This is a genomic window from Nocardiopsis sp. LDBS1602, from assembly GCF_035818715.1.
GTDB classification, from domain to species: domain Bacteria; phylum Actinomycetota; class Actinomycetes; order Streptosporangiales; family Streptosporangiaceae; genus Nocardiopsis; species Nocardiopsis alba.
Genome location: NZ_JAYLVW010000002.1, coordinates 534,283 through 558,712, shown reverse-complemented (window position 1 = coordinate 558,712; position 24,430 = coordinate 534,283). Strand labels below are relative to the sequence as shown.

At 70.0% G+C, this 24,430-nt stretch carries 20 protein-coding genes; 7 read left to right on the top strand and 13 right to left on the bottom strand.

The genetic code is table 11. The features are described 5' to 3' along the window. Positions 1-84 precede the first annotated feature (84 nt). The 5 genes from U9J66_RS10585 to U9J66_RS10565 all read right to left on the bottom strand — a co-directional run bounded on the left by U9J66_RS10585 (position 85) and on the right by U9J66_RS10565 (position 6,097). The gene (locus U9J66_RS10585; RefSeq protein WP_017533415.1) at positions 85-720 is read right to left on the bottom strand and encodes an MBL fold metallo-hydrolase; all 636 of its coding nucleotides are present in this window, start codon (positions 718-720) and stop codon (positions 85-87) included. A 94-nt stretch (positions 721-814) separates the two neighbouring features. Continuing rightward, the gene (locus U9J66_RS10580) at positions 815-1,810 is read right to left on the bottom strand and encodes an adenylate/guanylate cyclase domain-containing protein (RefSeq protein ID WP_017533414.1); all 996 of its coding nucleotides are present in this window, start codon (positions 1,808-1,810) and stop codon (positions 815-817) included. A gap of 135 nt (positions 1,811-1,945) precedes the next feature. Further along, positions 1,946-2,467, bottom strand: coding sequence for a PH domain-containing protein (locus U9J66_RS10575; protein ID WP_026124788.1), 522 nt, complete (start codon positions 2,465-2,467; stop codon positions 1,946-1,948). Between the two features lie 91 nt (positions 2,468-2,558). Next, positions 2,559-3,398, bottom strand: coding sequence for a biotin--[acetyl-CoA-carboxylase] ligase (locus tag U9J66_RS10570; RefSeq protein ID WP_161112348.1), 840 nt, complete (start codon positions 3,396-3,398; stop codon positions 2,559-2,561). A 137-nt stretch (positions 3,399-3,535) separates the two neighbouring features. Beyond that, a complete protein-coding gene (locus tag U9J66_RS10565; protein ID WP_017533412.1) occupies positions 3,536-6,097 on the bottom strand; it encodes a phosphoenolpyruvate carboxylase in 2,562 nt (853 codons plus the stop codon). Positions 6,098-6,421: 324 nt separating this feature from the next. Between U9J66_RS10565 and U9J66_RS10560 the strand changes: the two genes are divergently transcribed. The 5 genes from U9J66_RS10560 to U9J66_RS10540 all read left to right on the top strand — a co-directional run bounded on the left by U9J66_RS10560 (position 6,422) and on the right by U9J66_RS10540 (position 13,458). Continuing rightward, complete coding sequence (locus U9J66_RS10560) at positions 6,422-8,032, top strand: acyl-CoA carboxylase subunit beta (protein WP_017533411.1); 1,611 nt, start codon at positions 6,422-6,424, stop codon at positions 8,030-8,032. Further along, positions 8,029-8,253 carry an acyl-CoA carboxylase subunit epsilon gene (locus tag U9J66_RS10555; RefSeq protein WP_161110608.1) on the top strand — a complete coding sequence of 75 codons (225 nt, stop codon included), beginning with the start codon at positions 8,029-8,031 and terminating at the stop codon, positions 8,251-8,253. Before U9J66_RS10560 ends, U9J66_RS10555 begins: the two co-directional genes overlap by 4 nt. Positions 8,254-8,341: 88 nt before the next feature. Beyond that, positions 8,342-10,108, top strand: coding sequence for an acetyl/propionyl/methylcrotonyl-CoA carboxylase subunit alpha (locus tag U9J66_RS10550; protein ID WP_326337602.1), 1,767 nt, complete (start codon positions 8,342-8,344; stop codon positions 10,106-10,108). Positions 10,109-10,565: 457 nt separating this feature from the next. Further along, positions 10,566-12,029, top strand: coding sequence for a dicarboxylate/amino acid:cation symporter (locus U9J66_RS10545; RefSeq protein WP_014909129.1), 1,464 nt, complete (start codon positions 10,566-10,568; stop codon positions 12,027-12,029). Positions 12,030-12,219: 190 nt separating this feature from the next. Then, positions 12,220-13,458, top strand: coding sequence for a hypothetical protein (locus tag U9J66_RS10540; protein WP_014911671.1), 1,239 nt, complete (start codon positions 12,220-12,222; stop codon positions 13,456-13,458). On the opposite strand, the gene U9J66_RS10535 is transcribed toward U9J66_RS10540, so the two are convergent. The 3 genes from U9J66_RS10535 to U9J66_RS10525 form a co-directional block, all read right to left on the bottom strand. Then, complete coding sequence (locus tag U9J66_RS10535) at positions 13,455-14,159, bottom strand: AAA family ATPase (RefSeq protein ID WP_161110610.1); 705 nt, start codon at positions 14,157-14,159, stop codon at positions 13,455-13,457. The genes U9J66_RS10540 and U9J66_RS10535 overlap by 4 nt on opposite strands. Positions 14,160-14,166: 7 nt before the next feature. Beyond that, positions 14,167-14,478 carry a TFIIB-type zinc ribbon-containing protein gene (locus U9J66_RS10530; RefSeq protein WP_202422675.1) on the bottom strand — a complete coding sequence of 104 codons (312 nt, stop codon included), beginning with the start codon at positions 14,476-14,478 and terminating at the stop codon, positions 14,167-14,169. 143 nt (positions 14,479-14,621) lie between these two features. Beyond that, a complete protein-coding gene (locus U9J66_RS10525) occupies positions 14,622-16,010 on the bottom strand; it encodes an NAD(P)H-quinone dehydrogenase (protein ID WP_017533408.1) in 1,389 nt (462 codons plus the stop codon). Positions 16,011-16,246: 236 nt separating this feature from the next. On the opposite strand from U9J66_RS10525, the gene U9J66_RS10520 reads away from it, so the two are divergent. Continuing rightward, positions 16,247-17,071, top strand: coding sequence for a purine-nucleoside phosphorylase (locus U9J66_RS10520; RefSeq protein ID WP_017533407.1), 825 nt, complete (start codon positions 16,247-16,249; stop codon positions 17,069-17,071). Positions 17,072-17,528: 457 nt separating this feature from the next. Here the strand turns inward: U9J66_RS10520 and U9J66_RS10515 are convergent, their stop codons facing one another. The 5 genes from U9J66_RS10515 to U9J66_RS10495 form a co-directional block, all read right to left on the bottom strand. Beyond that, on the bottom strand, positions 17,529-18,176 hold the full coding sequence (locus U9J66_RS10515; RefSeq protein WP_014913315.1) for a PH domain-containing protein: 648 nt from the start codon (positions 18,174-18,176) through the stop codon (positions 17,529-17,531). Further along, entirely contained in the window at positions 18,176-19,273 is a 1,098-nt protein-coding gene (locus tag U9J66_RS10510; RefSeq protein WP_026124786.1) for an adenosine deaminase, read from the bottom strand. Before U9J66_RS10510 ends, U9J66_RS10515 begins: the two co-directional genes overlap by 1 nt. 99 nt (positions 19,274-19,372) lie before the next feature. Then, a complete protein-coding gene (locus tag U9J66_RS10505) occupies positions 19,373-20,608 on the bottom strand; it encodes a M20 family metallopeptidase (protein ID WP_017533405.1) in 1,236 nt (411 codons plus the stop codon). Positions 20,609-20,638: 30 nt separating this feature from the next. Beyond that, positions 20,639-21,811, bottom strand: a complete 1,173-nt coding sequence (locus tag U9J66_RS10500) for a glutamate--cysteine ligase (protein ID WP_017533404.1) — start codon at positions 21,809-21,811, stop codon at positions 20,639-20,641. Positions 21,812-21,969: 158 nt separating this feature from the next. Then, complete coding sequence (locus U9J66_RS10495) at positions 21,970-23,082, bottom strand: YihY/virulence factor BrkB family protein (RefSeq protein ID WP_026124785.1); 1,113 nt, start codon at positions 23,080-23,082, stop codon at positions 21,970-21,972. 208 nt (positions 23,083-23,290) lie between these two features. On the opposite strand from U9J66_RS10495, the gene U9J66_RS10490 reads away from it, so the two are divergent. Continuing rightward, complete coding sequence (locus tag U9J66_RS10490; RefSeq protein WP_326337601.1) at positions 23,291-24,412, top strand: galactokinase family protein; 1,122 nt, start codon at positions 23,291-23,293, stop codon at positions 24,410-24,412. The last annotated feature ends 18 nt before the right edge of the window (positions 24,413-24,430 follow it).

Genomic DNA, 24,430 nt, shown 5'->3' with positions numbered 1-24,430 from the left:
CCTCGTCCACGCCTACGCTCGTACCTCGCGGGCGGCTCGACTCGTCTTGCAGAACACTCCCGGCGCCCGAACCACACCCCCCGCTCAAAAACCTCGGCGGGACCAGCTCTCCAGGTGGGCGGCGGCCTCGGCGATGGTGGTGGACTCTCCGTGGCCCGGGTGCACGACGGTGTCTCCGGGGAGGGAGACCAGGTGGTCGCGGATGGAGGCGATGATGGTCGGGAAGTCCGACGACGGCTGGCCGGTGGCTCCGGGGCCGTCGGGGAAGAGCGTGTCGCCGCTGAACACCACGCCGAGTTCGGGGGCGTGGAGGCTGACCCCTCCCGGGGTATGGCCCGGGGTGTGCAGGACGTGGAGTTCGATGCCGCCGGCGCTCAACACCTCACCGTGCAGCAACGGGGCGTCCGGTTCCCGGTAGGGGTACACCTGGTTCCAGAGCTCGGAGTCGTCGGGGTGGATGAGGATCGGCGAGTCGGTGAGGTCCGCCAGGGCCACGGCCGCGTCGATGTGGTCGGGGTGGCCGTGGGTGCACACGATGGCCATGAGTTCACGGTCGCCCAGCCCCCTGGCTATGCGCTCGTGGTCGTGGGCGGCGTCGATGACCACGGCCGTCTCGTCGTCGCCGACGATCCACACGTTGTTCTCGACGTCGGACTCGGCACCCTCCAGGCTGAGGATTCCCGAGGTGCGTAGCCGCTGAACGGGGGACAGGGCACTCACAGGCTCACCACCTGAACTCTTCGCGGGGCAGGAGCCTCGAGCCTATCCCGCCACCCACCCTCGTACACGTGGTTCGGCCCGTTCTCCCCGTGTGTCAGGGGTTACCCGCGTCGAAGTCGCGGCGCAGCGTGTAGGGCTGGATGAGTCCGAGACCGTGCGCGTGCCTGGCCCGTACCTGGACCACCTGGAGCCCCTCCTCGTCGGTGAGGCTCTCGGCGAGCGTCTCGTCGATGAGGACGGTCCCCGGCCGGGCGAAGGAGGTCAGTCTGCTGGCCCGATTGACGGTGGTGCCGAAGACGTCTCCGTGCATGGTCAGGACGGGCCCGTAGGCCACACCCACCCGCACGTCGGGGACCTCCACGTGGGTCTTGACGCCCGAGGCGAGGCGCAACGCGATGTCGGCGGCCTGGTGGGGCGAGTCGGCCACGTAGAGGACCTCGTCGCCGAGGGTCTTGACCACCCGTCCGCCCCCGGCGGCCACCAGGTCGGCGGCGGTGGACTCGAAGCCCTCCACGACCCCGGCCAGTTCCACCTCGTCGAGTTCGCGGCTGAGGGTGGTGAAGGAGACCAGGTCGGCGAAGCCCACGATCAGCGGGTAGTAGTTGGGCACGATGTCGTTGCCGTTGGACATCACCGCGAGGGTGCGCCCGGTGGAGGCGGCGAGTTGGCGGCGCCAGATGTGCAGCAGCAACCGTTCGACGTCCGGCAACAGCCCCTTGACCTGCTGCATGAGGGAGCTGGTCGTGGGGTCCTCGTGGCCGTCCTTGAAGATGAGGGTGCTGAGGATGCTGGTCTGCCAGTCGGCCAGACGCGCCATGGTCTGGCCCATCGCGCGGGCGAAGCGGACCACGCCCTCCTCGTCGAGGATGCCCTCCTCCAGGAGGGAGTTGGCGATGCGCAGGGCCTCGACGTCGCTCTCGGTGAAGGTCACCGAGTCGTCGCCCAGGGTCGGGAACCCCAGGGCTCGCCAGACGCGACCGGCGAGTTCCGGATCGGCTCCGGAGAGCTCGACCGCCTGTTCCCTGGTGTAGACCGCCTCACCACCGAGCAGGGCGGACTCGATCGCTTTCGGGTCAGGACGCGACGGCATACGTTCTCTTTCACGGGAGCGTCCCCGGCGCACGGGGAGCGGTCACTACGGCACCGGCCCCTGGGGGCGCGGCCTTGGCTCCGGTTCCAGCCTACGCCCGTCCCCTCGCGGAGACCGGCGGCCCGGAACCGCTGGTCACATCTGTGGGCCGGGCGGATACTCCGGCCGCTGGGCCACGTTGACCTGGCGGTAGATCTCCGACTGGAACCACTGGGGCTTGGGGACTCTCTGGAGGACCATGCCCTCCTGTTCGGACGCCGACTGAACGGACAACGTTCCGTACCGCATGATCCGTTCCCAGAGGGTGATGTTGAAGGAGACGTCGTTCACCCTGGTGAGCGGCATGTCGCGCCCTTGCTTGGAGATGACGCCGTCCCGCATCATCAGCCGCCGGTTGGTGAGGATGTAGACGGTCGTCGCCCACTTGAGCATGGGCACGAACCAGAAGGCCAGAGCGGCGACGATCCCGATCGCCACCACGACCCCTCCGGCGATGAGGCTCCAGTCCTCGCTCCAGGGGATGAAGAAGAGCGCGACGGCCACGACCGCGATGATGAGGAGCAGCGCGACGAACTCGCCCACGAGGACGGTCCAGTGCTGCCGGGCGACGTGGACGAGCTCCTCGTCGTCGGAGAGATAACGATCCGCTATAGCCATAACGGTGATCATGGCACAAGCCTCCCCTTCGTGGGAGAGGTCGGATTCGGCCTGTGGACGAACTTCTCGTCTCAGGGAGCGGACAGGGGTCTCAGGAGCCGGGACGAACGTGCACGACGTCGCCCACGTTGAGCGCCCGCTCCCCCGCCGGCCCGGACAACAGCAATCGCGCCTGGTCGTCCACACCGGAGACGGTGCCCTCGACGGCCCGATCACCGGGGAGGTGGACCCGGACCCGGCGGCCGATCGTCACGCACATCTCCCGGTACTCGTCGGCCAGTCCGCAGGCCTCCGCGTCCCCGGAGGTCGCGAGCCAGGCCTCGTAGCGCTCCTCGAACTCGGCCAGGACGGCGAGCAGCAGCTCCTCGCGTCCCACACCGGTGACGCCCTCGGCCCGCAGCGAGGTGGCGGTCTCGACCGGCAGGCCGTCCCTCCCCTGGGACACGTTGAGCCCCATGCCCACGACCACTCCGACGGCGTCGGGAGAGGAGAAGTCGGCCTCGGCGAGGATCCCGGCGAGCTTGCCGTCGGCCTGCCCGGGTTCCGAGCGCAGCTCTCCCGGAACGAGGACGTCGTTGGGCCACTTCAGCGCGGCCTTGACCCCGGCCCTTCCGCGCACCGCGGCGACCGCGGCCACTCCCAGCATCGGGGAGATCCAGCCCAGCCGGTCCGTCGGCACCTTCGGTCGGACGAGGAGGGAGAAGGTGAGCGCGACCCGCGGCGGGGTGGTGAACCCGCGTCCGAGCCTGCCCCGACCGGCGGTCTGATGTTCGGTGGCCAGCACGGTGCCCTCCGGGGCGCCCTCCCTCGAGCGCTCCGCCAGGTCGCTGTTGGTGGACCCGGCCTCGGGCACCACGTCCACGCTCCGCCACAGTCCGCCCGGACGTACCACGGCCGCTTCGATCGCGGCGCGGTCCAGGGGAGGGATCATCGGAGTGTGTTCGCTGGTCATACCCCCATTACAGCAGCACATGGGGCGGTGGGAGAACCCGGGCGGCCGGGCCCGAGCGCGAAACGGCGAGGGGCCCGCGTACGGACGACGCGGGCCCCTCCGGGGAAGGCGGTGGATCAACCGGTGTTCTGAAGACCGGCGGCCACTCCGTTGACGGAGAGCAGGAGCAGACGCTCCAGGTGTCGTCCGTCCTCCTCCGACAGCGTGTCCGCCTCCTCGCCGCGCAGGGCCTCCAGGGCCCGGAGCTGGAGGTGGCTGAGCGCGTCCACGTACGGGTTGCGCAGATCGACGGCCCGGGAGAGCACCGCGCGGTTCTCCAGCAGCCGTTCGTGCCCGGTCACCCGCAGGACGAGACGACGGGTCAGGTCGTACTCGTCGAGCACCTTCTCGGTCAGTTCGGGGCGGCCGCCCAGTGCCAGGTAGCGCTCGGCGATGGTCCGGTCGGTCTTGGCCAGGCTCATCTCCGCGTTGTCCAGCAACGAGGCGAACATCGGCCATTCCCGGTAGGCGGCCTGGAGCGCGGGCAGGTCCGCGACGGCGGCCAGGCCGGTGCCCAGACCGAACCAGCCGGGCAGGTTGACGCGGGTCTGCGTCCAGGCGAACACCCACGGGATGGCCCGGAGGTCGCCCAGGCCCCGGGCGGCCCCGCGCCTGGAGGGCCGCGACCCCAGCCGCAGCTCGCCCAGTTCCTCCAGAGGGCTGATCCGGGAGAACCACACCGCGAAGTCCTCGGTGCCGATCAGGTCGAGGTAGGTCTCCTGGGCGGCGCCGGCGATCGTGTCGGCGTAGGGGCGGAACCGTTCGGCGGCTGCGCGTTCGCGTTCCAGAACCTCGTCGGTGGAGGCCATGAGGACGGCGTGCCCGACCTGTTCGATGTGGCGCCGGGCGATGGCGGACTGGCCGTAGCGGGCGAAGATGACCTCGCCCTGCTCGGTGACCTTGAACCGTCCGTCGACCGATCCGGGCGCCTGGGCCAGCAGGGCCCTGCTGGCCGGGCCTCCGCCTCGGCCGAGGGAGCCGCCGCGGCCGTGGAAGAGGGTGAGTCGGACGTCGTGCTCCCGTGCCCACGCGGACAGCCGGGCCTGGGCGTCGTACAGGCGCAGGGTGGCGCTGACCGGCCCCACGTCCTTGGCGGAGTCGCTGTAGCCGAGCATGACCTCCAGTCGGCGGTCGTTGTCGTCCAGGCGGCGTCGCACCTGCGGAAGCTCCAGCATTCCGGCCAGGACCCGGGGCGAGGCCTCCAGGTCGGCGCCGGTCTCGAACAGCGGGATGACGTCCAGGACCGGGACCCGCTTGGGAGGCAGCGCGTAGGTGGCCAGCTTGTGCACGGCCTCGATGTCCTCGGCCGAGCGGGTGAAGCTGACGATGTACCGGTTGCAGGCCTCCACCCCGAAGCGCTCCTGGATCCAGGAGACGGTGCGCAGGGTGGCGAGGACCTCCTCGGTGCGGTCGCTCAGGGGCCCACCCGACTCCAGTTCGGCGAGCGCGGCGGCGTGCACCTCGCTGTGCTGTCGGATCTCCAGTTCTGCCAGGTGGAAGCCGAAGGTCTCGGCCTGCCAGATCAGGTGCTGGAGTTCGCCGTAGGCCTGGCGCGCGGCGCCCGCCGCGGCGAGGGAGTCCTGGACCAGGCGCAGGTCCGAGAGGAAGGCGTCGGCCCCCGGGTAGGCGAGGTCGGCGTCGCGTTCGCGGGTGGCGCTCAGCCGCGCGGTGGCCAACAGCAGGAGTCGACGGTGCGGCTCGTTCGGGGAACGCTTGCCGATCTCGGCCATCAACGTCGGATAGGCGGCCTCGGCCTCGGTGAGGGTGTCGATCAGCGCGCGGCTCGCCGGGGTGAGGTTGGCGTAGACGGTGAGCGTGCGCCCCACCCGCCCACAGGCGTTCTCCAAGGCGCGCAGGACGTGCTCGGACTGGATGGTGACGGCCTCCCTGGTCACCTCGTGGGTGACGAAGGGGTTGCCGTCGCGGTCGCCGCCGATCCAGCTCCCGTAGCGGACGAAGGGCGTGGCGCGCGGAGGCCGCGTCCCGCTTCCCTCGGGGTCGATGGCCGTGTCCAGGGTCCGGTACACCTTCGGCAGCGTGGCGAAGATGGTCTCGTCGAAGGCGGAGAGCGCCGTGCGCACCTCGTCGAGCGGGTCGAGCTTGGTGTAGCGCAGCTGGGAGGTGCGCCAGAGCAGGTCGATCTCCTCGAGGAGACGACGATGGGCCTCGGCGGCCGCGGCGCTGCCCTCGTGGGCGGCGTGCCAGGCGTCGAGTTGGGCGCTGATCCTCAGGATCGAGGTGGACACGGCGCGGCGTCGGGCCTCGGTGGGGTGGGCCGTGAGCACCGGGTGGAATTTCATGCCCGCGACGAGTTCGTTCAGCCGTTCCTCGCCGCCGTCCTCCTCGCGGATGGCGCGCACGGCGGCGGCCAGGGACTCCCGAGGCGGGTTGGCGGCGTCGTCGCGCTCGCGCAGGGCGCGCATGCGCTGGTGTTCCTCGGCCAGATTGGCGAGGTGGAAGTAGACCGTGAAGGCGCGCGCCACCTGCTTGGCCCGTTCCAGGGGCCAGGCGCCCACGAGGGCGGTGATCTCCTCGGTGGTGACGGCACCCTCCCGGGCACCGATCACCTTGTGCCGGAGTTCTTCGACATCGGCGAGCAGATCCTCGCCACCGCTTTCCGCGAGGATCGTTCCGAGCATCTCCCCGAGGAGTTTGACGTCATTCCTGAGTTGTTCGGGGACTTCCTGGCGGGCACTGTCGCGTTCTGCGCTAACCGCTGTCATGAGGGGGACGATACCGAGATCGCTTCCAGGCGGGAACGAGCGGGGGGCGTTTTCGGACGTTTTACCAAGGCGTTAATCATTGTTCCCTCCAAGGGGAAATTCACATTCGATCACGAATTCCCGGATGTTCCGGGCGCCTTTTCCGTCGACTCGGCCGGGAGGCGGCGAACCTCGCGAACCACCACGTAAGCGAGGGGCACTCGTGGGCCCGGGACCCCCTCGGAGCTAGGCTGGGTTGCTATGGCCACCGAAGCCCCAGAACCGCTGTCCGCGGCCGAGATCGACATCCACACGACCGCGGGCAAGCTCGCCGACCTGCGACGACGCAGGTACGAAGCCGTACACGCCGGCTCCGAGCGAGCCGTGGAGAAACAACACGCCAAGGGCAAGATGACCGCGCGGGAGAGGATCGACGCACTCGTCGACCCCGGCTCCTTCGTGGAGTTCGACGCCCTGGCCCGCCACCGTTCGACCAACTTCGGTCTGGACGCCAACCGCCCCTACGGCGACGGCGTCGTGACCGGCTATGGGACCGTCGACGGACGACCGATCGCCGTGTTCAGCCAGGACGTCACCGTCTTCGGCGGCTCCCTCGGCGAGGTCTACGGTGAGAAGATCTGTAAGGTCCTCGACCACGCCCTCACCAACGGGTGTCCCGTGGTGGGCATCAACGAGGGCGGCGGCGCGCGGATCCAGGAGGGCGTGGTCGCCCTCGGTCTGTACGCCGAGATCTTCAAGCGCAACACCCACGCCTCCGGGGTGATCCCCCAGATCTCCCTGATCATGGGCGCCACCGCGGGCGGGCACGTCTACTCTCCGGCCCTGACCGACTTCGTGGTCATGGTCGACGAGACCTCGCAGATGTTCATCACCGGACCCGACGTCATCAAGACCGTCACCGGCGAGGACGTCTCCATGGAGGAGCTGGGCGGCGCCGCCGCGCACTCCTCGAAGTCGGGGGTCGCCCATTACATGGGCTCCGACGAGCAGGACGCCATCGACTACGTCAAGAGTCTGCTGTCGCACCTGCCCGACAACAACCTGGAGGACGCCCCGAGGCTCGCCCCCGAGGACGACCCGGGCGAGGAGACCACCGCCGAGGACCTGGCGTTGGACACGTTCGTGCCGGATTCGGCCAACCAGCCGTACGACATGAAGCGGGTCATCGAGACGGTCCTGGACGACGGCGAATTCCTCGAGGTGCACGAACGCTTCGCCACCAACATCGTCGTGGGGTACGGGCGTGTGGACGGCCGTTCCGTCGGCATCGTCGCCAACCAGCCGATGAGCCTGGCGGGCTGTCTGGACATCGACGCCTCCGAGAAGGCCGCCCGTTTCGTCCGCACCTGCGACGCCTTCAACATCCCGGTGCTGACCTTCGTCGACGTCCCCGGCTTCCTGCCCGGTACCGACCAGGAGTGGGACGGCATCATCCGCCGCGGCGCCAAGCTGCTGTACGCCTACGCCGAGGCCACGGTCCCGCTGATCACCGTGATCACCCGCAAGGCGTTCGGCGGCGCCTACGACGTGATGGGCTCCAAGCACCTGGGCGCCGACATCAACCTGGCCTGGCCCACCGCGCAGATCGCGGTCATGGGCGCCCAGGGCGCGGTGAACATCCTGCACCGACGCACCCTGGCCGCGGCCGACGACGTCGAGGCCGAGCGCGCCCGTCTGGTCGGCGAGTACGAGGACACCCTGCTCAACCCCTATTCGGCGGCCGAGCGGGGCTACGTCGACGGCGTCATCCTGCCGTCGGAGACCCGGGTCCAGGTGGCCAAGGCGCTGCGGGCCCTGAACAACAAACGCGAGCAGCTGCCGCCCAAGAAGCACGGGAACATCCCGCTGTGAGCGCGCCGCAGAACCCGCCGCACCTGGTCGTGGTGCGCGGCGAACCCTCCCCCGAGGAGCTCGCCGCGCTCACGGCCGTACTCGCCGCCCGAGCGGCGGCCGCCCGCGCCGTACCGACGTCGGAACCACGGCGGACCGTCTCCGGATGGCGCGACCGCTCACGCGGCATGCAGGCCCCGCCGCGTCCGGGCCCCGGGGCCTGGCGTATGAGCACGAGGTGACCCCTGACGTGCTCCTTCGTTCCCTAGACTCTTCGTCGAGCGGTCGGCGCGTGACCCGCTCCACGCTCCTGCTGGAGGTTTTCCCACCGTGCGTAAAGTTCTGATCGCCAACCGCGGCGAGATCGCCGTGCGCATCGCCCGCGCCTGCCGCGACGCCGGGCTGGCCAGTGTCGCCGTCTACGCCGAACCCGATCTGGACGCCCTGCACGTCAAGGTCTCCGACGAGGCCCACGCCCTGGGCGGCTCCACCCCCGCCGACTCCTACCTGGACATCGCCAGACTCCTGGCCGTCGCCGCCTCCTCCGGCGCCGACGCCGTCCACCCCGGCTACGGGTTCCTCGCCGAGAACGCCGACTTCGCCCGGGCCGTCATCGACGCCGGGCTGACCTGGATCGGTCCGCCCCCGTCCGCGATCACCGCTCTGGGCGACAAGGTCCAGGCCCGCCACATCGCGCAGAAGGTCGGTGCCCCGCTGGTCGCGGGCACCCCCGACCCGGTCGAGTCGGCCGAGGAGGTCGTGGCCTTCGCCGAGGAGCACGGTCTGCCGATCGCGATCAAGGCCGCCTTCGGCGGTGGCGGCCGCGGCCTGAAGGTCGCCCACACCCTGGACGAGGTCACCGACGCCTACGAGTCGGCCGTGCGCGAGGCCGTCACCGCGTTCGGTCGCGGCGAGTGCTTCGTGGAGCGCTACCTGGACCGGCCCCGGCACGTGGAGACCCAGTGCCTGGCCGACACCCACGGCAACGTCGTGGTCGTCTCCACCCGTGACTGCTCGCTCCAGCGCCGTCACCAGAAGCTGGTGGAGGAGGCCCCGGCCCCGTTCCTGTCCACCGACCAGATGGAGCGTCTCTACAGCGCCTCCAAGGCCATCCTCGCCGAGGCGGGCTACGTGGGCGCGGGCACCTGCGAGTTCCTCGTCGGCACCGACGGCACCATCTCCTTCCTGGAGGTCAACACCCGTCTTCAGGTCGAGCACCCCGTGACCGAGGAGGTCACCGGGATCGACCTGGTCCGTGAGATGTTCCGGATCGCCGACGGCGAGGAGTTGGGCTACGGAGACCCCGAGGTCCGCGGCCACTCCTTCGAGTTCCGGATCAACGCCGAGGACCCGGGGCGGGGTTTCATGCCGGCCCCGGGCACCATCACCACCTTCGATCTGCCCGGCGGGCCCGGCGTGCGGGTGGACACCGGCTGCGAATCCGGGTTCACCGTGCCGCAGGCCTTCGACTCGATGGTCGCCAAGCTGATCGTGACCGGCCGCACGCGCGCGGAGGCGCTGGCCCGTTCCCGGCGGGCGTTGGCCGAGTTCACCGTGGGCGGCATGCCCACGGTGATCCCCTTCCATCGGACCGTGGTCGAGGACCCCGCGTTCGCGCCCGCCGACCCGGATCAGGCGTTCGGCGTGTACACGCGTTGGATCGAGACCGAGTTCGACAACACGATCGCCCCCTGGGACGGCGCGCCGGGCGAGGCCGAGGAGAGCGCCCGCGAGACCGTGACCGTCGAGGTGGGCGGTCGACGCGTCGAGGTCGTCCTGCCCGCCTCCCTGGGCGTGGCCGCGGTCCCGGCCGCCGGTGACGGCGGTGGGAAGAGGAAGCGTTCCTCCCGCAAGGGCGGGGCCGGTGCCGCCGTGAGCGGTGACGCGCTGGTCTCTCCGATGCAGGGCACCGTGGTCAAGGTCGTGGCCGAGGAGGGCGCGAGCGTGGCCGAGGGCGACACCGTCGTGGTGATCGAGGCGATGAAGATGGAACAGCCGCTGACCGCGCACCGGGCCGGAACGATCACCGGTCTGAAGGTCTCCCCCGGCGAGACCGTGAGCGGCGGCGCCGTGGTCTGCGACATCAAGGACGCCTGACCCGGTTCCGTTCCGTCCGAAGGGGCGGCGCCGATCCTCGGCGCCGCCCCTTCGTCGTTCCTCGGTCCGTGAGGCGGGGAACAGGGTGATCCTCATCGCGTCCGAGGGTGGGAAGAGCCTGCGCAATAGGCGCTCCGAGCCGGCCGGGGAAGATAGCCGATCGACTGTGTATGGAAAAGCCGGGCAAATCGGGTTATCGTCTTGCATCGTGACGAACATTTGGGGACTGACACGAAGGTGGCACATCGACCTGTGCCGCTTCGCCAGTCAAGCGTGTAGCTAGGTCCACGCGCCGCCCGTAACGGGCCGCGCGCCGCCACGCCCTGCCCTTGGTCCCCGCGTCACCCCTCTTTCCGGTGGCGCCGACTCATCTTTCCCCCAGCCGGAGAACCCTCGCGTTCCGCCGATCGTCGACGCGTGCCCGAACTCCGGCCCTCACACGCTTGGAGTCACTTTCGTGTCCGCACAGACCGCAGAGGTCAAGCCGAAACGGCGTATCCCACTGCCCTCCTTCGGCGTCCAGGTCGTCCTCGGTCTCTTCCTTGGACTCCTCCTGGGTTTCGTCGCCCTACAGATCGGTCCGGTCGGCGACGGTGAGCCGAACTGGCTGGCCGTCACCCTCCAGACCATCGGCAGCACCTTCGTCACCCTGCTGCGCGCGATCGTTCCGCCGCTGATCGTCCTGGCCGTCATCTCGTCCATCGCCAACCTGCGCAACGTCACCAACGCCGCGCGTCTGGCCTGGAAGACCCTGCTCTGGTTCGCCATCACCGCCCTGATCGCGGTGGGCATCGGCGTCGCCCTGGGCCTGGGCGTCCGCCCCGGGGTCAACAGCGCCGTGGACGCCGCCACCGTCGCCGAGCCCTCCAGCCACGGCTCCTGGCTGGCCTTCATCGAGAGCATCGTCCCGGCCAACTTCCTGGGCCTGGCCGCCGACACCTACGCGGGCGACGACGGCTCCCTGACCACCTCGCTCAGCTTCAACGCCCTCCAGCTGATCGTCATCGCGATCGTCCTGGGCATCGCCGCCGTCAAGGTCGGCAAGCCGGCCGAGCCGTTCATCAAGTTCACCGAGTCGACCCTTCAGGTCGTGCTCAAGGCCCTCTGGTGGGTCATCCGTCTGGCCCCGATCGGCACCGTGGGTCTGCTGGGCAACGCCGTCTACAGCTACGGCTGGGACACCATCGGCTCCCTCGGCAAGTTCACGCTCACGATCTACATCGGCCTGGCGCTGGTGCTGTTCGTCGTCTACCCGATCCTCTCCTTCGCCAACGGCCTGTCCCCGGCGAAGTACTTCTCCGGTGTGTGGCCCGCGCTCCAGCTCGGCTTCGTCTCCCGCTCGTCGATGGGCACGATGCCGGTCACCCAGCGGGTCACCGAGCAGAACCTGGGCGTGCCGCGCTACTACTCCGCGTTCGCGGTGCCCTTCGGCGCGACCACCAAGATGGACGGCTGCGCCGCGATCTACCCGGCGATCTCGGCGATCTTCGTCGCCCAGTTCTTCAACATCGACCTGTCGATCACCGACTACCTGCTGATCGTCTTCGTGTCGGTCATCGGTTCGGCCGCCACCGCGGGTACCACCGGTGCCATCGTCATGCTGACCCTGACCCTGTCCACGGTCGGTCTGCCCCTGGAGGGCGTGGGCCTGCTGCTGGCCGTCGACCCGATCCTGGACATGGGCCGTACCGCCGTGAACGTCGCCGGTCAGGCGCTGGTCCCGGCGATCGTCGCCAAGCGCGAGGGCATCCTCGACCTGGTCCGCTTCAACGCCCGTCGCGGCCCGAGCGGCTTCGTCCCGGTGGACGAGCCGGGCACCCTGAGCGCCGAGGAGGCGGCCGCCGAGGCCGCCACCGAGGACGCCGAGGAGAACGCCCCCGAGGGCGAACGCGTCACCGTGGGAACGGCCTCCAAGAGCTGACCGTTTCCTCGCCACCGATGAGGGCCCGCCGGGAGATCCCCCGGCGGGTCCTCGTCGTTCCGGAGGTGGGAGAGGTCGGCCACAAGGGGTTCCGTGTCCGGGCCGGCGGGAACTGTCCGGCCCTCCCGTTCGTCCTGTGGACAAGGGAGGCGAGAGGAACGACATGTTGCGCCGCTTGGTAACACCCACAGTGCTGACCGCCGGGCTCGTGATGGCGATGGGCGCCGTCGCGGCCCCCGCCGCAGCCGACACCGTCGAGGCACCCACCACGCAGGAGATCGTCGAGGAGCTGGAGAACGACGGGGTCTTCATCGACCCCTCCATCGACCAGATCTCCACCGCCGACGAGGGGGCTCTGGAGGCCGCGGCCGCGGGAGCCGACACCCCCGTCTACTACGTGATCCTGCCCGGGGAGGTCGCTACCTCCGAGGCCGGGATCAACACGCTCATGGCACCCGTCATGTCCGAGGTCGGCGACGGGGCCTACGGTGTCCTGGGTGGAAGCGACCACTTCTACGTCACCTCCCCCGACCTGGACGACACGGCGATCATCAGGGAGACCGCGCTCAACGAGGGCGGCAACCCGATCGACACCCTCGCCGCGCTGCCGCAGGCGGTCGAGACCACGCAGACCCAGAACGAGGCCCCCTCGGGCGGCGGCGGTTCGGGCCTGGTCCTGCTGGCGATCCTGGTGCTGATCGCGGCCGCGGGCGGCTGGTACGTCTACAACAGCCGCAAGAGGCGCGAGGCCGAGAAGGCCAAGCAGATGGAGGAGATCCGGCAGATGGCCACCGAGGACGTCGTGCGCCTCGGCGAGGACGTCGCCCGGCTGGAGATCGACCTGTCCAAGGTGGACGACGCGACCCGGAGCGACTACTCCCGGGCCATGGACTCCTACGACCAGGCCAAGTCGCTGCTGGACACCATCCGGGAGCCGGAGGAGGTCAAGCAGGTGACCAGCGCCCTGGAGGACGGTCGGTACTACATGACCGCCACCCGGGCCCGGATGAACGGCGAGCCGGTGCCCGCGCGGCGCGGCCCCTGTTTCTTCAACCCGCAGCACGGCCCCTCGTCCGAGGACGTCACCTGGGCCCCGCCCGGCGGTTCTCCCCGATCGGTCACCGCGTGCGCGGTGTGCGCCCAGGCGGTGCGCACCGGCGGTCAGCCCGACGTGCGCATGGTCGAGGTCGACGGTGAGCGTCGTCCCTACTACGACGCCGGCCCCGCCTACTCCCCCTACGCGGGAGGCTACTTCGGCATGAACATGATGATGGGCATGTTCACCGGCATGATGATGGGCTCCATGATGGGGTCGATGATGGGCGCCGGGATGATGGGCGCCGGGGCCGAGGACGCCGGTGGTGACTTCGACGGCGGCGATTTCGACGGCGGAGGCGACTTCGGGGACTTCGGCGGCTTCGACTTCTAGGCCGTGTCCACGTGGAGGGCCTCGGGATCTCCCGGGGCCCTCTCCCTTGTCCGGGGTCGGCCCTCGCCGGAGGGCCCCGACAGGCGTGCGTCGACCCAGCGGAGCACGGCCTCGGTGGTCTCGGAGAGGGGCCGTCCCGTGGTCTCCAGCAGGGACACGGGCGGGTGGAGCCGGTCGGCCTCGGCCAGCAGCCAGTCCTGGTACTCCAGGGTCTCGATGATCCGCTCCTCGTCCCAGCCCCGCCAGGCCGGGCGGGCCCGCAGCCGTTCCGCGAGGACCTCCGGCTCGCAGGTGAGCGCCAGGTAGTGGACCCCGTCGAACAGGGCCCTCTCGGGCAGATGTTCCAGTTCCGGAGGGACCACCGTCCCGCAGAGCACGACGGGACGCCCGCTCTGCTGCACCATGGCTGCGGTGCGCAACCACGTGGAGCGGAAGAGGCGGTGGTCGTCGGCCGGGTCGCGCAGACCGCCCACCCAGAGCAGGTCCTGTTCGAGCACGACGCACCGTTCCCGAAGCCCTTCCAGGAGGGCTCGCGCCACCGTGGACTTCCCGGTCCCGCTGGGTCCGGTCACGCACAGCAGTGGCAGCCGCAGGAAGGGCCGGGTCAGTCCGCAGAAGGAGCAGCGCAGCAGCCGGGCCCCGGCCCCGGTGTCGGGTTCGGGGTCCCATTCTCCACAGTGCGCGCAGATCAGAGGGTGCACGATCGGATCAGTCGAAGAGTTGTTCCAGGAAGCCCTTGCGCCGACGGCGGTAGGGGCGGGGGGAATCGTCGTACCCGCGGTAGGGGCGGGGGGAGTCGCCGTACCCGCGGTAGCCGCGCGGGGAGTCCGGGTAGGGGCGGCGGCCGCCCTGAGGGGCGTAGGGGTCCGCGGGCGGGGGCATGTGGGGGTCGGTGGGCGCCATGCCGTAGTGGCGCTGTTCGGCGGTGACGATACGCTCCAGCTCGCCTCGGTCGAGGAAGATCCCCTGGCAGCCGTCGCAACGGTCGATGTGGACGCCCTGACGGTCGAAGGTACGCATCGGGCTCTGGCATTTCGGACAGATCACGACGAAAAAGTAAGACCTCGACCGTCAAGGCGGGGTAAGCGCCGGCCCGAAACCCGCCGTGTGCCCTGCACTGATCCACACGGCGGGTGGTTCCGGCACCCGTGACCGGGCTCCGTCTACTCCGGCGAGGCCAGCATGAGGGAACGGGCGGCCTCGGTGACGCTGCCCGACAGCGACGGGTACACCGAGAAGGTGTGCGCGAGGTCGTCGACGGTCAGTCGCTGCTGGACGGCGATCGAGACGCCGAGGATGAGTTCGCTGGCGCGCGGGCCGACGATGACGCCGCCCAGGACGATGCCGGTGTGCTGACGGCAGATGAGCTTGACGAAGCCGTCCCGGACCTCGTTCATCTTGGCGCGCGGGTTGGTGTTGAGCGGAAGGGTGACGACCCGACCGTCCACACGGCCGCTCCGGATGTCGTCCTCGCTGACGCCGACCGCGGCCAGCTCGGGGTGGGTGAACACCGTGGAGGCGACGGTGGAGAGCTGGAGCGGGGCCACGGCCTCGCCCAGGGCGTGCCACATCGCGATGCGGCCCTGCATGGCGGCCACGGAGGCGAGCATGTTCACGCCGGTGCAGTCGCCGGCGGCGTAGACGCCGGGGACGGTCGTCCGGGAGACCCGGTCGACCTCGACGAATCCCCCGTCTCCGAGGCGGACGCCGGCCTCTTCCAGACCCAGCCCGTCCGTGTTGGGGATCATGCCGACGGTCATCAGACAGTGGCTTCCGTCGACCGTGCGCCCGTCGGAGAGGGTGACGCGGACGCCGTCCTCGGTGCGCACGACCGACTCGGCGCGGGTCTGGCTGAGCACGGTCATGCCGCGGCGGGCGAAGACGTCCTCCAGCACCTCGGCCGCGTCGGAGTCCTGCGTGGGCATGACCAGCTTGCGGGAGGACACCAGGGTGACGTCCGAGCCCAGGGCCTGGTAGGCGCCGGCGAACTCGGCGCCGGTGACGCCCGAGCCGACCACGATGAGCCGCTCCGGGAGCTCCTCCAGGTCGTAGAGGTGGCGCCAGGTGAGGATGCGCTCTCCGTCGGGCTTGGCGGTGGGCAGCTCACGGGGGTGGGCGCCCGTGGCCAGAAGGACCACGTCGGCGTGGACACGGCGTTCGCCGACGGCGACGATGTGCGGGTCGACCAGGCGGGCCTCGCCGCTGACGACCTCGACGCCCTCCTTGATCAGACGGGCCCGGGTGTCGTCGGACTGGGCACGGGCCAGGCGTTTGATCCGACCGTTCACCTGATGGATGTCGACCTCGACGGCCGGAACGCAGCCCTCGGCCTCGGCCTCGGGGATGTGGATGCCCAGTTCCGCGGACTCACGTACGTAGGTGGTCCGGGTGGAGGTGGCGATGAGGCTCTTGGAGGGAACGCAGTCGGTGAGGACGCAGGAACCGCCGATACCGTCGCGCTCCACCACCGTCACGTCCGCGCCGAGCTGTGCGGCGACCAGAGCCGCCTCATAGCCCCCGGGTCCGCCACCGATGATCACGACCTTCGTCACGCTGCTTCACTCCCTCTGCGGGGCGATGCGGCCCGCCCGTTCCCGGTCCGGGGTGACCGTGGGCATGGCTGGGCACCACCTGATTTTCTCGCTTACCTCCATTGTCGACCATCCCGACCATCGGAATCCGCAAGGCACCCCCCGCCCGGAGAACGGATCGCCGGCAATGGGGAGGGAAGCACACAAGAGCGTTGCGTTACGGAGTCATGTGATGACACAGAGGTAGCATCCGAATTGTGAGTGAATCAGAGCAGCCACCCCGAAGCACCCGTGAGGCCAGGACGCTGGCGGAGGAGGCGGCCAAGGAGCTGCTGACCCGCGCGGGCGCCGACAGTTTCGACGCCCTCGTGGTGCTCGGCTCCGGCTGGGAGGCCGCGGCGGACACCCTGGGCACGGACGACATCGAGTTCGACGCGGTCGACCTGCCCGGCTTCGTACAGCCCACGGCCGAAGGACACAGCGGTCGCATCCGCAGCATGTGGGTCGGCGACAAACGCGTGGTCGTCTTCATGGGCCGCGTGCACCTCTATGAGGGACACGGCCCCATGGCGGCCGTGCACGCCGTCCGCACCGGGATCGCCGCGGGCGCCCGCACAGCCGTACTCACGGGCTCCGCGGGCTCTCTGCGCGCCGACTTCTCCCCCGGACAGCCGGTGCTGTTGCGCGACCACGTCAACCTCACCGCCGCCTCGCCCCTGGCGGGGGCCGACTTCGTGGATCTGAGCGAGGCCTACAGTCCGCGCCTACGGGAGATCACCCGGCAGGTGGACGGCGCGCTCGCCGAGGGTGTGTACGTGACGACCTCGGGCCCCCAGTTGCAGACCCCGGCCGAACTCCAGCTGCTCCGGCAGGCGGGGGCGGACGTGGTCGGTCGGTCGATCGCCCTGGAGACCATCGCCGCCGTGGAGATGGGGGCCGAGGTCCTGGGGTTGGCGATCGTGAGCAACGACGCGTTGGGGGCGATGATCGAGCCGTTCCGGAAGGAGCGGGCACTGGAGGTCGTCACTCGACGCTCCCGTGAGCTCGGAGAACTGATCCAACGGGTGCTCGGCGACGCCTGAGACCACGAGGACGTGACGAAGGCCCGGTGTCCACCGGGCCCTCACCTGTGTCGGAAGGATGGGGCGCCCTCGACCGGAACGACGTGGCCGGTACCGGCGTGGCGAGCGTACATCCCGAGGCCTTGGGATGGACGGTACCGACCGTGGTTCCGATCGAGGGCGGTGCTTTCCCCGGTGCGCCCGTCACGCGGAATCCCCGCAGATCCCGTTGGACTCGCGACGTACGACACCTTTTCTTCCCGTTATTCGGTTGAACCGCGCGCGTGCCTTCGAGAGGGATCCGGGTGGGTGGCCATCCGCGCGAAGCCCGCCCACCCGGAACACTCTCCCTTAGGCATGCCTAACCTAACCAGAAGCCCGGGGTGCGCGTCAACCCCGGCTCGGAAACGAGAAGGACCCGGTCACCCGTGTTCACGGGGCCGGGTCCGAGAGGGGGGAGAACCCTCGAGGAGGAGGCTCAGGTCAGCAGCAGCACCGCGACGAGCTGCACCACGGCCGCCACGGAGACGACGATGACCTCCAACGGCACCATCGTCTGGGGCCGCTCCTCGGCACCCAGCGCGGCCGGACCCGCCTCGTCGATCTCCTTGATCGGACCGCTCAGCGGACGCGTCTTGTACCGCTCGGCGTCCCGCCTCAGCTCACGGGCGACCAGCTCCATCGGACGCATCGTGGTCGGATCGTCGTTGTCGTCGGGGTCCACGTATCCGGAGTCCCGACGCAGGTTCTCCCGGACCTTGGCCCGCTTGGTCTCCCTCAGCGGCCAGGAACGGAAGGTCCCCTGCGGGGTGTGCACCCGCACCACGTCCACCACGTCCACCCACACCACGGCGGCCCACGGCACGAAGGTCTCGCGCAGGGGGTTGACCATCCGGATGCCGCGCGGAGTGGAGATCACGCGGGGACGCAGCCAGGCCAGGTACACGGCGGCGACGCTCAGGACCAGCACCGACCCGGCGATCCAGGCGGTGCGATCCGTCCCGCGCAGCACCAGGTCCAGCAGCAACAGGACCGCGATGACGATCCACGCGACCGCCATCACCCGGGAGGAGGTCGAGGCGTGGGTGGTCCCCCGGGCGGACCCCCCTCTGTCATCGGCGGTCATCAGCTCGTCGCCCACTTCAGCTGCGCGAACCCGGGCTTGATGATCCCGTTGATCAGCGCGAGACGCTCGTCGAAGGGCAGGAAGGCCGACTTCATCGCGTTGACCGTGAACCACTGGAGGTCGTCCCAGTCGTAGCCGAAGGCCTCGCTCAACTTGGCGAACTCCTCGGACAGGCTCACCCCGCTCTGAAGCCGGTTGTCGGTGTTGACCGTGACCCGGAAGCGCAGGTCGCGCAGGAGGGAGATCGGGTGCTCGGCGATGGACTCCGCGGCCCCGGTCTGCACGTTGGAGCTGGGGCACATCTCCAGGGGCACGCGCTTGTCGCGCACGTACTGGGCGAGACGGCCCAGCTCGGGCGCGCCGTTCCCGTCGGTGGTGATGTCGTCGATGATGCGCACACCGTGCCCCAGACGGTCGCAGCCGCACCACTGAAGGGCCTCCCAGATGGAGGGCAGACCGAACGCCTCACCGGCGTGGATGGTGAAGTGGAAGTTCTCCCGCCTCAGGTACTCGAAGGCGTCCAGGTGACGGGTGGGCGGGTTGCCCGCCTCGGCGCCCGCGATGTCGAAGCCGGACACCCCGGCGTCGCGGTAGCGCACCGCCAGCTCGGCGATCTCGGAGGAGCGCGCCGCGTGACGCATCGCCGTCACGAGCTGTCCGGTACGGATGCTCCGACCGGCGTCGGCGGCCCGCTTCTCCCCCAGCTCGAGCCCCTCCTGGACGGCCTCGACGACCTCCTCCAGGGTGAGTCCGCCCTCCAGGTGCTGCTCGGGCGCGTAACGCTGTTCGGCGTAGACCACACCGTCGGCGGCCAGGTCCTCCGCCGCCTCGGCGGCCACCCTGACCAGGGCCTCACGGGTCTGCATGACCGCCGTGGTGTGGGCGAAGGTCTCCAGGTAGCGCTCCAGGGAACCGGAGTCGGAGGCGTCCCGGAACCAACGACCCAGTTCCTCCGGGTCATAGGTGGGAAGGCCGGTGTAGCCCACCTCTCGGGCCAGTTCGACGACCGTGGACGGGCGGAGGCCGCCGTCGAGGTGGTCGTGGAGGAGCACCTTGGGCGCTCGCCGGATCTGTTCGACAGTGAGTGGCTGGTTCATCCACTCAGGATGCCATCGGCGCATGAGCGGCCCCGACACGGCGCAACGAGGGCACCGGGAAACCGATGGAGGCGCCTGTCGGGTCGTGGAGGGGGCCGGTCAGGCCATCGCCTCACGATCCGTGGTCTCCCCCTGGCGGGAGATGTCCCACAGGGCGGTCAGGGCGGTGGTCACCATGAAGCGGGCCCCCACGCCGATCGCCCTCTCGTCCACGTCGAAGGTGCCCCGGTGCAGGTCGAGCATGGGCCCGTCCCAGTCCGGGGAATGCGTGCCCAGCCGGGCCAACGCGCCGGGCGCGTGCTCCAGGTACCAGGCGAAGTCCTCGCCGCCCAGGCTCTGCGGGGTGGGCGAGACCGCGTCGGCGCCCAGGGCGAGGGTGACCGCGTCGCGCATGATGTCGACGCTGGTCGCCTCGTTGATGGTCGGGGGAACGCCACGACGGTAGGTCACCTCGGCCTCGGCTCCGTAGGCTCCGACGACCGACTCCACCATCCCCTTGAGGATGTCGGGGGCCCGGTGCCAGGCCTCGTCGTCCAGGCAGCGCACGGTGCCCTCGGCCACCGCGTCGTCGGGGATGACGTTGGGGGCCGAACCGGCGCTGATCCTCCCCCAGACCAGGCTGAAGCCGGCCCTGGGGTCGACCCGGCGGGAGAGCGCGGCGGGCAGTTCGGTCACGATCTTGCCCAGCGCGTAGACCAGGTCGGAGGTCAGGTGGGGGCGGGCCGTGTGCCCGCCGGGCCCGGACAGACGGACCATGATCTGGTCGCAGGCGGCGGTGATCCCACCGGTGCGCAGCCCCACCCTGCCGACCATCAGTCGGGGATCGCAGTGCAGTGCGAAGACGCGTTCCACGTCCTCCATGCCGCCGGCGTTGATCACCTCCACCGCGCCGCCCGGAAGCTCCTCGGCCGGCTGGAACAGCAGCCGGACCCGGCCGGGGAGCGCACCCTCACGGGCCTGCCGGGCGAGGAACATCCCCGTCGCCAGCAGGACCGTGGTGTGCACGTCGTGTCCGCAGGCGTGCGCCGCGCCCGGGACGGTCGAACGGTAGGGGACGTCCTTCTCGTCGGTGAGGGGGAGCGCGTCGATGTCGGCGCGCAGGGCGACCAGGGGACCCGGACCCTCGCCCACGTCACAGATCAGACCCGTGCCCTGGGGGAGCACCCGGGGTTCGAGTCCGACCGCGCGCAGACGCTCGGCCAGCCGGCCGGTGGTGCGGTGCTCGGCGAAGGCGAGCTCCGGGTGCATGTGCAGGTCCCGGCGGAAGCCCGTGAGCTCCCGTTCATGCCGCGCCAGAAAAGCGGTCAACTGTTCCGGCAGGTCATGTCCCCGCATTGGAGGGTCCCCTCTATAAACTTCGCGTCGTTATCGCACACCGGCTCCGTCGCCGACGCCGACCGTGGCGCGGGTGAGGTCCCCGACGAACTCGGCGGAGAGCATGTCCACGACGTCCTGGAGCGAGCCTCCCTGGGCCACGACCGCCCGTTGGCGTTCGTAGGAGGCGCCCTTGTCCAGGATCTCGGAGATCAGGTCCAGGTCCTCCGCGCAGCCCAGGCGGGCGGCGACCGGTGTCAGCTCGCGGACCAACTCGTAGAGATCGTCACGGATCGGAACGGTGGTGCCGTGCGAATCCGTGATGACACGAGCGTCGAGTCCGTAGCGGGTGGCCCGCCACTTGTTGTCCTTCACCACCCAGGACGGCGGGCTGGGCAAGCTGTACCCGCGGTCGAGCTGGTGATCGAACAGCTCCACCAGGCTCTGGGAGAGAGCGGCGGCCATTCCCACCTCGCGCAAGGTGGGAATCCCGTCGAACATCCGGATCTCGATGGTGCCGAAATCAGGGTGCGGACGGACGTCCCACCACACTTCCTTGATAGAGGCGATGGTACCCGCCTTCAGAAGGGTTTCGAGGTATTCCTCGAAAGCGGGCCACCCGGACAGGTTCGGAGGTGGGCCGGAGGTGGGGAGGGCGCCGAAGACAATGGACCGCGCGGAGGCGAGACCGGTGTCATGACCGCTCCAAAAAGGGGACGAAGCACTCAAAGCAAGAAAATGAGGTATATACTTCGCGAGCGCGTTCACGATCGGAATGGCCTTCTCCCGATCCCGCACTCCGACGTGGACGTGGACCCCGCAGGTCAGGATTCGCCGGGCGAGCCACTGCATCTGCTCGACCAGTTCCCCGTAGCGCTCGCCGGGACTGAGGGTCTGATCCCGCCAGTGATCGATCGGATGGGTCCCCGTGCAGGTCAGGACGGTTCCCCGAGGTTCGAGCACCTCCCGCATCCGAGTGACGCTGCGTTCGAGATCGCGCTTGGCCTCGTCCACCGTCTCGCAGATCCCCGTCACCACCTCGACCTGGGACTGCATCAGTTCGTGGCGCAGCGGGGGGACCGCCGCGTCGCCACTCAGGTCCGGGAGATCCGCGAGGAGTTGTGCCGCCTCCTGCCGCAGGTGACGGCTGTTCCGATCGACGAGTTGGAGTTCCCACTCGACTCCTAACGTCGCGCGCTCGGACGACTTGAATGCGATTCCCATCTGCCCTCCGCAAGGTGTGGACGACCGTTCGGTCGGCGCAGCACGGCAAGCCCCGGAGAACCGGTCAACCGGGACAGGAGAGGACTACCCGCCGTACACGTCGCGCATACGGAGGAGACACCCAATAAACGAAGGAATTGCCCCTCCGGCAATTTCCCCTAATCCCGCCGGAAGGCCTCGCGACCGAGTGCGGAAGCGGCACCCAGGGCAGCGATCACCGCCGCCACCAGCGACAACAACAGGGCGAGGGTCTTCTGGGCCCATCGTCGTTCGGCCAGGTCCCGCTCCGAAGGCCGTAGCACCGTGATCGGACGCCGCCAGTCCACCCCGCTCTCCTCCGGCAACGGCAGCGAACCCGTGTAGGGCGGCGGAAGCGTCAGGCCCGTCGCCGTCCAGGCGGCGCTGAACATGACCACGCGCATCACCAGGTTGATCCAGACCAACAGCCCGACCAGGACCGCGAAGGAGGCGTAGATCGGGTTGCCCAGCGTGCTCGCCAGCAACGTCGTCGCCAGGTTCTTGAGCACCTCGAACGCGACCGCGCCCAACAGCGCGCCCCGCCACATCACCGGCGTCGGCCTCCCCTCCCCCGAGAGCAGGGAGAAGATCAGCACGAACAGGCACATGTTCACACCGATCGCGATGACCAGGCCCAGAGCGCGCAACGCCAGGCCGGCCGGCAGGGAGCCGTCCAACCCGACCAGTGAGAGCACGAACATCGTGGAGCTCTGCGCGAAACCGGTGAAGGCCACCGTGAACACCAGCGCCGCCCCGAGCCCCAGCATGACCACCAGGTCGAGCAGCTTGCGCACCAGGAAGTTCGGCCCCTGGCCGGGCTTGCGCAACCAGATCGTGTGCAGGGCCTCCCGCAGCGACCAGATCGAGTTCAGACCCGCGTAGAGGAGACCCAGGGCGCCGATCACCCCGGCGCCCACACGCGCCTCGGCGATCTGGTCCATCGGCAACTGTTGCGACAGCCCGGGAAGGACGTCGTCCAGCGCCTTCTCCAGGTACGTGGAGAGCTCCACCTGGAGCGACGCCAGATAGCCGACCACGGCGAAGGCCAACGCCAGCAGGGGGAAGAAGGACAGGAACGCGAAATAGGTGACCGCCCCCGCCAGCTGACTGCCGCCCCGGTCGGAATAGCGACCGTACGCCCGCACCAGGTGATCCGCCCACGCGTGGCGCCGCCGCAGCTCCCAGTGACCGTCCATCACCAGGTGCCGGTAGCGCGCGGCCGTCCCCTTGGCCCGCTCCAGGATCGTGGGCATGTTCCTCCAGGCTGTGTTGGTTCGGCTCCCCGACCTCCCACGCCCCCGCGGCGAGGTGGGAGGCCGTGTACCGGTGGAGGCGCCGGAAGCCACAGTTCGGGATCAACCTAGACCCGTCGGTGCGCTCCGGAGAAAACCCCACGCCCGGACACTCCCGAACCCACGGCAGACTGAAGAGTGGCGAGAGACCGACGGCGGAGGGCTGAACATGGGCGTCACCGGGGCACGGCTGCGGGCGGTGCTGGGGGCGGGACACGCGCGCCCCGTGGGGGTGTGGCCGGAGGCCTCCCCCGGTCCCTCCGCCCTGACCGCGGGGTTCACCCGCTGGTTCGGTACGCCCCCTTCCGGTCTGTGGCACGCTCCCGGGCGTCTGGCGCTGATGGGCGAGCACACGGCCGCCTCCGAGGGGCCCGCCCTGTACGTCTGTCTTCCGTGGGGCGTGACGGCCGCCGTCGGCACCGCCGAGGACCCCGGGGTCCGGGTGGCGACGGTCAACGGCCCGCTGAGCGAGCGGCACCGGGCCGTACGCGAGGTGGCGTCGGTGGTGGCGTCCGCGCGCGACGCGGGCCTGCTGAAGGCCGATCACGGCGTGCGGGTGGTCCTCGGCTCCGACCTGCCCGAACACTCCTCCCTCGGCCACTCCGTCGCGGTGGGCGCCGCCGTGGCCCTGGCCCTGTCCGACCTGGCCGGGACCACACCGCCCGACGGGCTTCCCGTGGAGTTGAAGGTCGGCCTGGAGGCCCGCTCCGGCCATCTGGTGCGGGTGAACCGGCGGGGTGGCCACACCGCGCTGTTCCCCTTCGACCTGGAGGGCTCCGACCTGCGGCTGGTGGTGGTGGACACCGGCGCGCTCCCCCGGCGGAACCTCCGACCGATCCGGGCCGCCGAACTGGCCCGCGCCCAGGAGGCGTTGGGTCCGCTGCGCGCCGTTCAGGACCTCCCCGCCGCGCTGCGCCGGATCCAGAACCCGGCCCTGCGCGACCGTGTGGAGTTCGCGGTCACCGAGACCCATCGGCTCAACGCCGCGGTCGGCCTGCTGCGCGAGGGACGGTTCGGGGAGGTCGGACCGATCCTGTCCGCCTCGCACCTGTCCCTGCGCCGGTTCGACCTGCCGCTGCCGGCGGTGGAGACCGCGGTGGAGTCGGCCGCGCGTTCGGGCGCGCGCGGCGCCCGAATGTCGGGTTGGGCCGGAACCTCCTACGCCCTGGTGCCGTCCGAACGGGTGGAGAACGTCGTCTCGGGTATCCGTGAGGCCTTCCGCGTCCGGGGTCGCCCCGAACCGCGGGTACGGGTCGCACTGCCTTCCGAGGGCGCTCGCAGAGTGGACTGATCCCCCGACCCTCCCGGG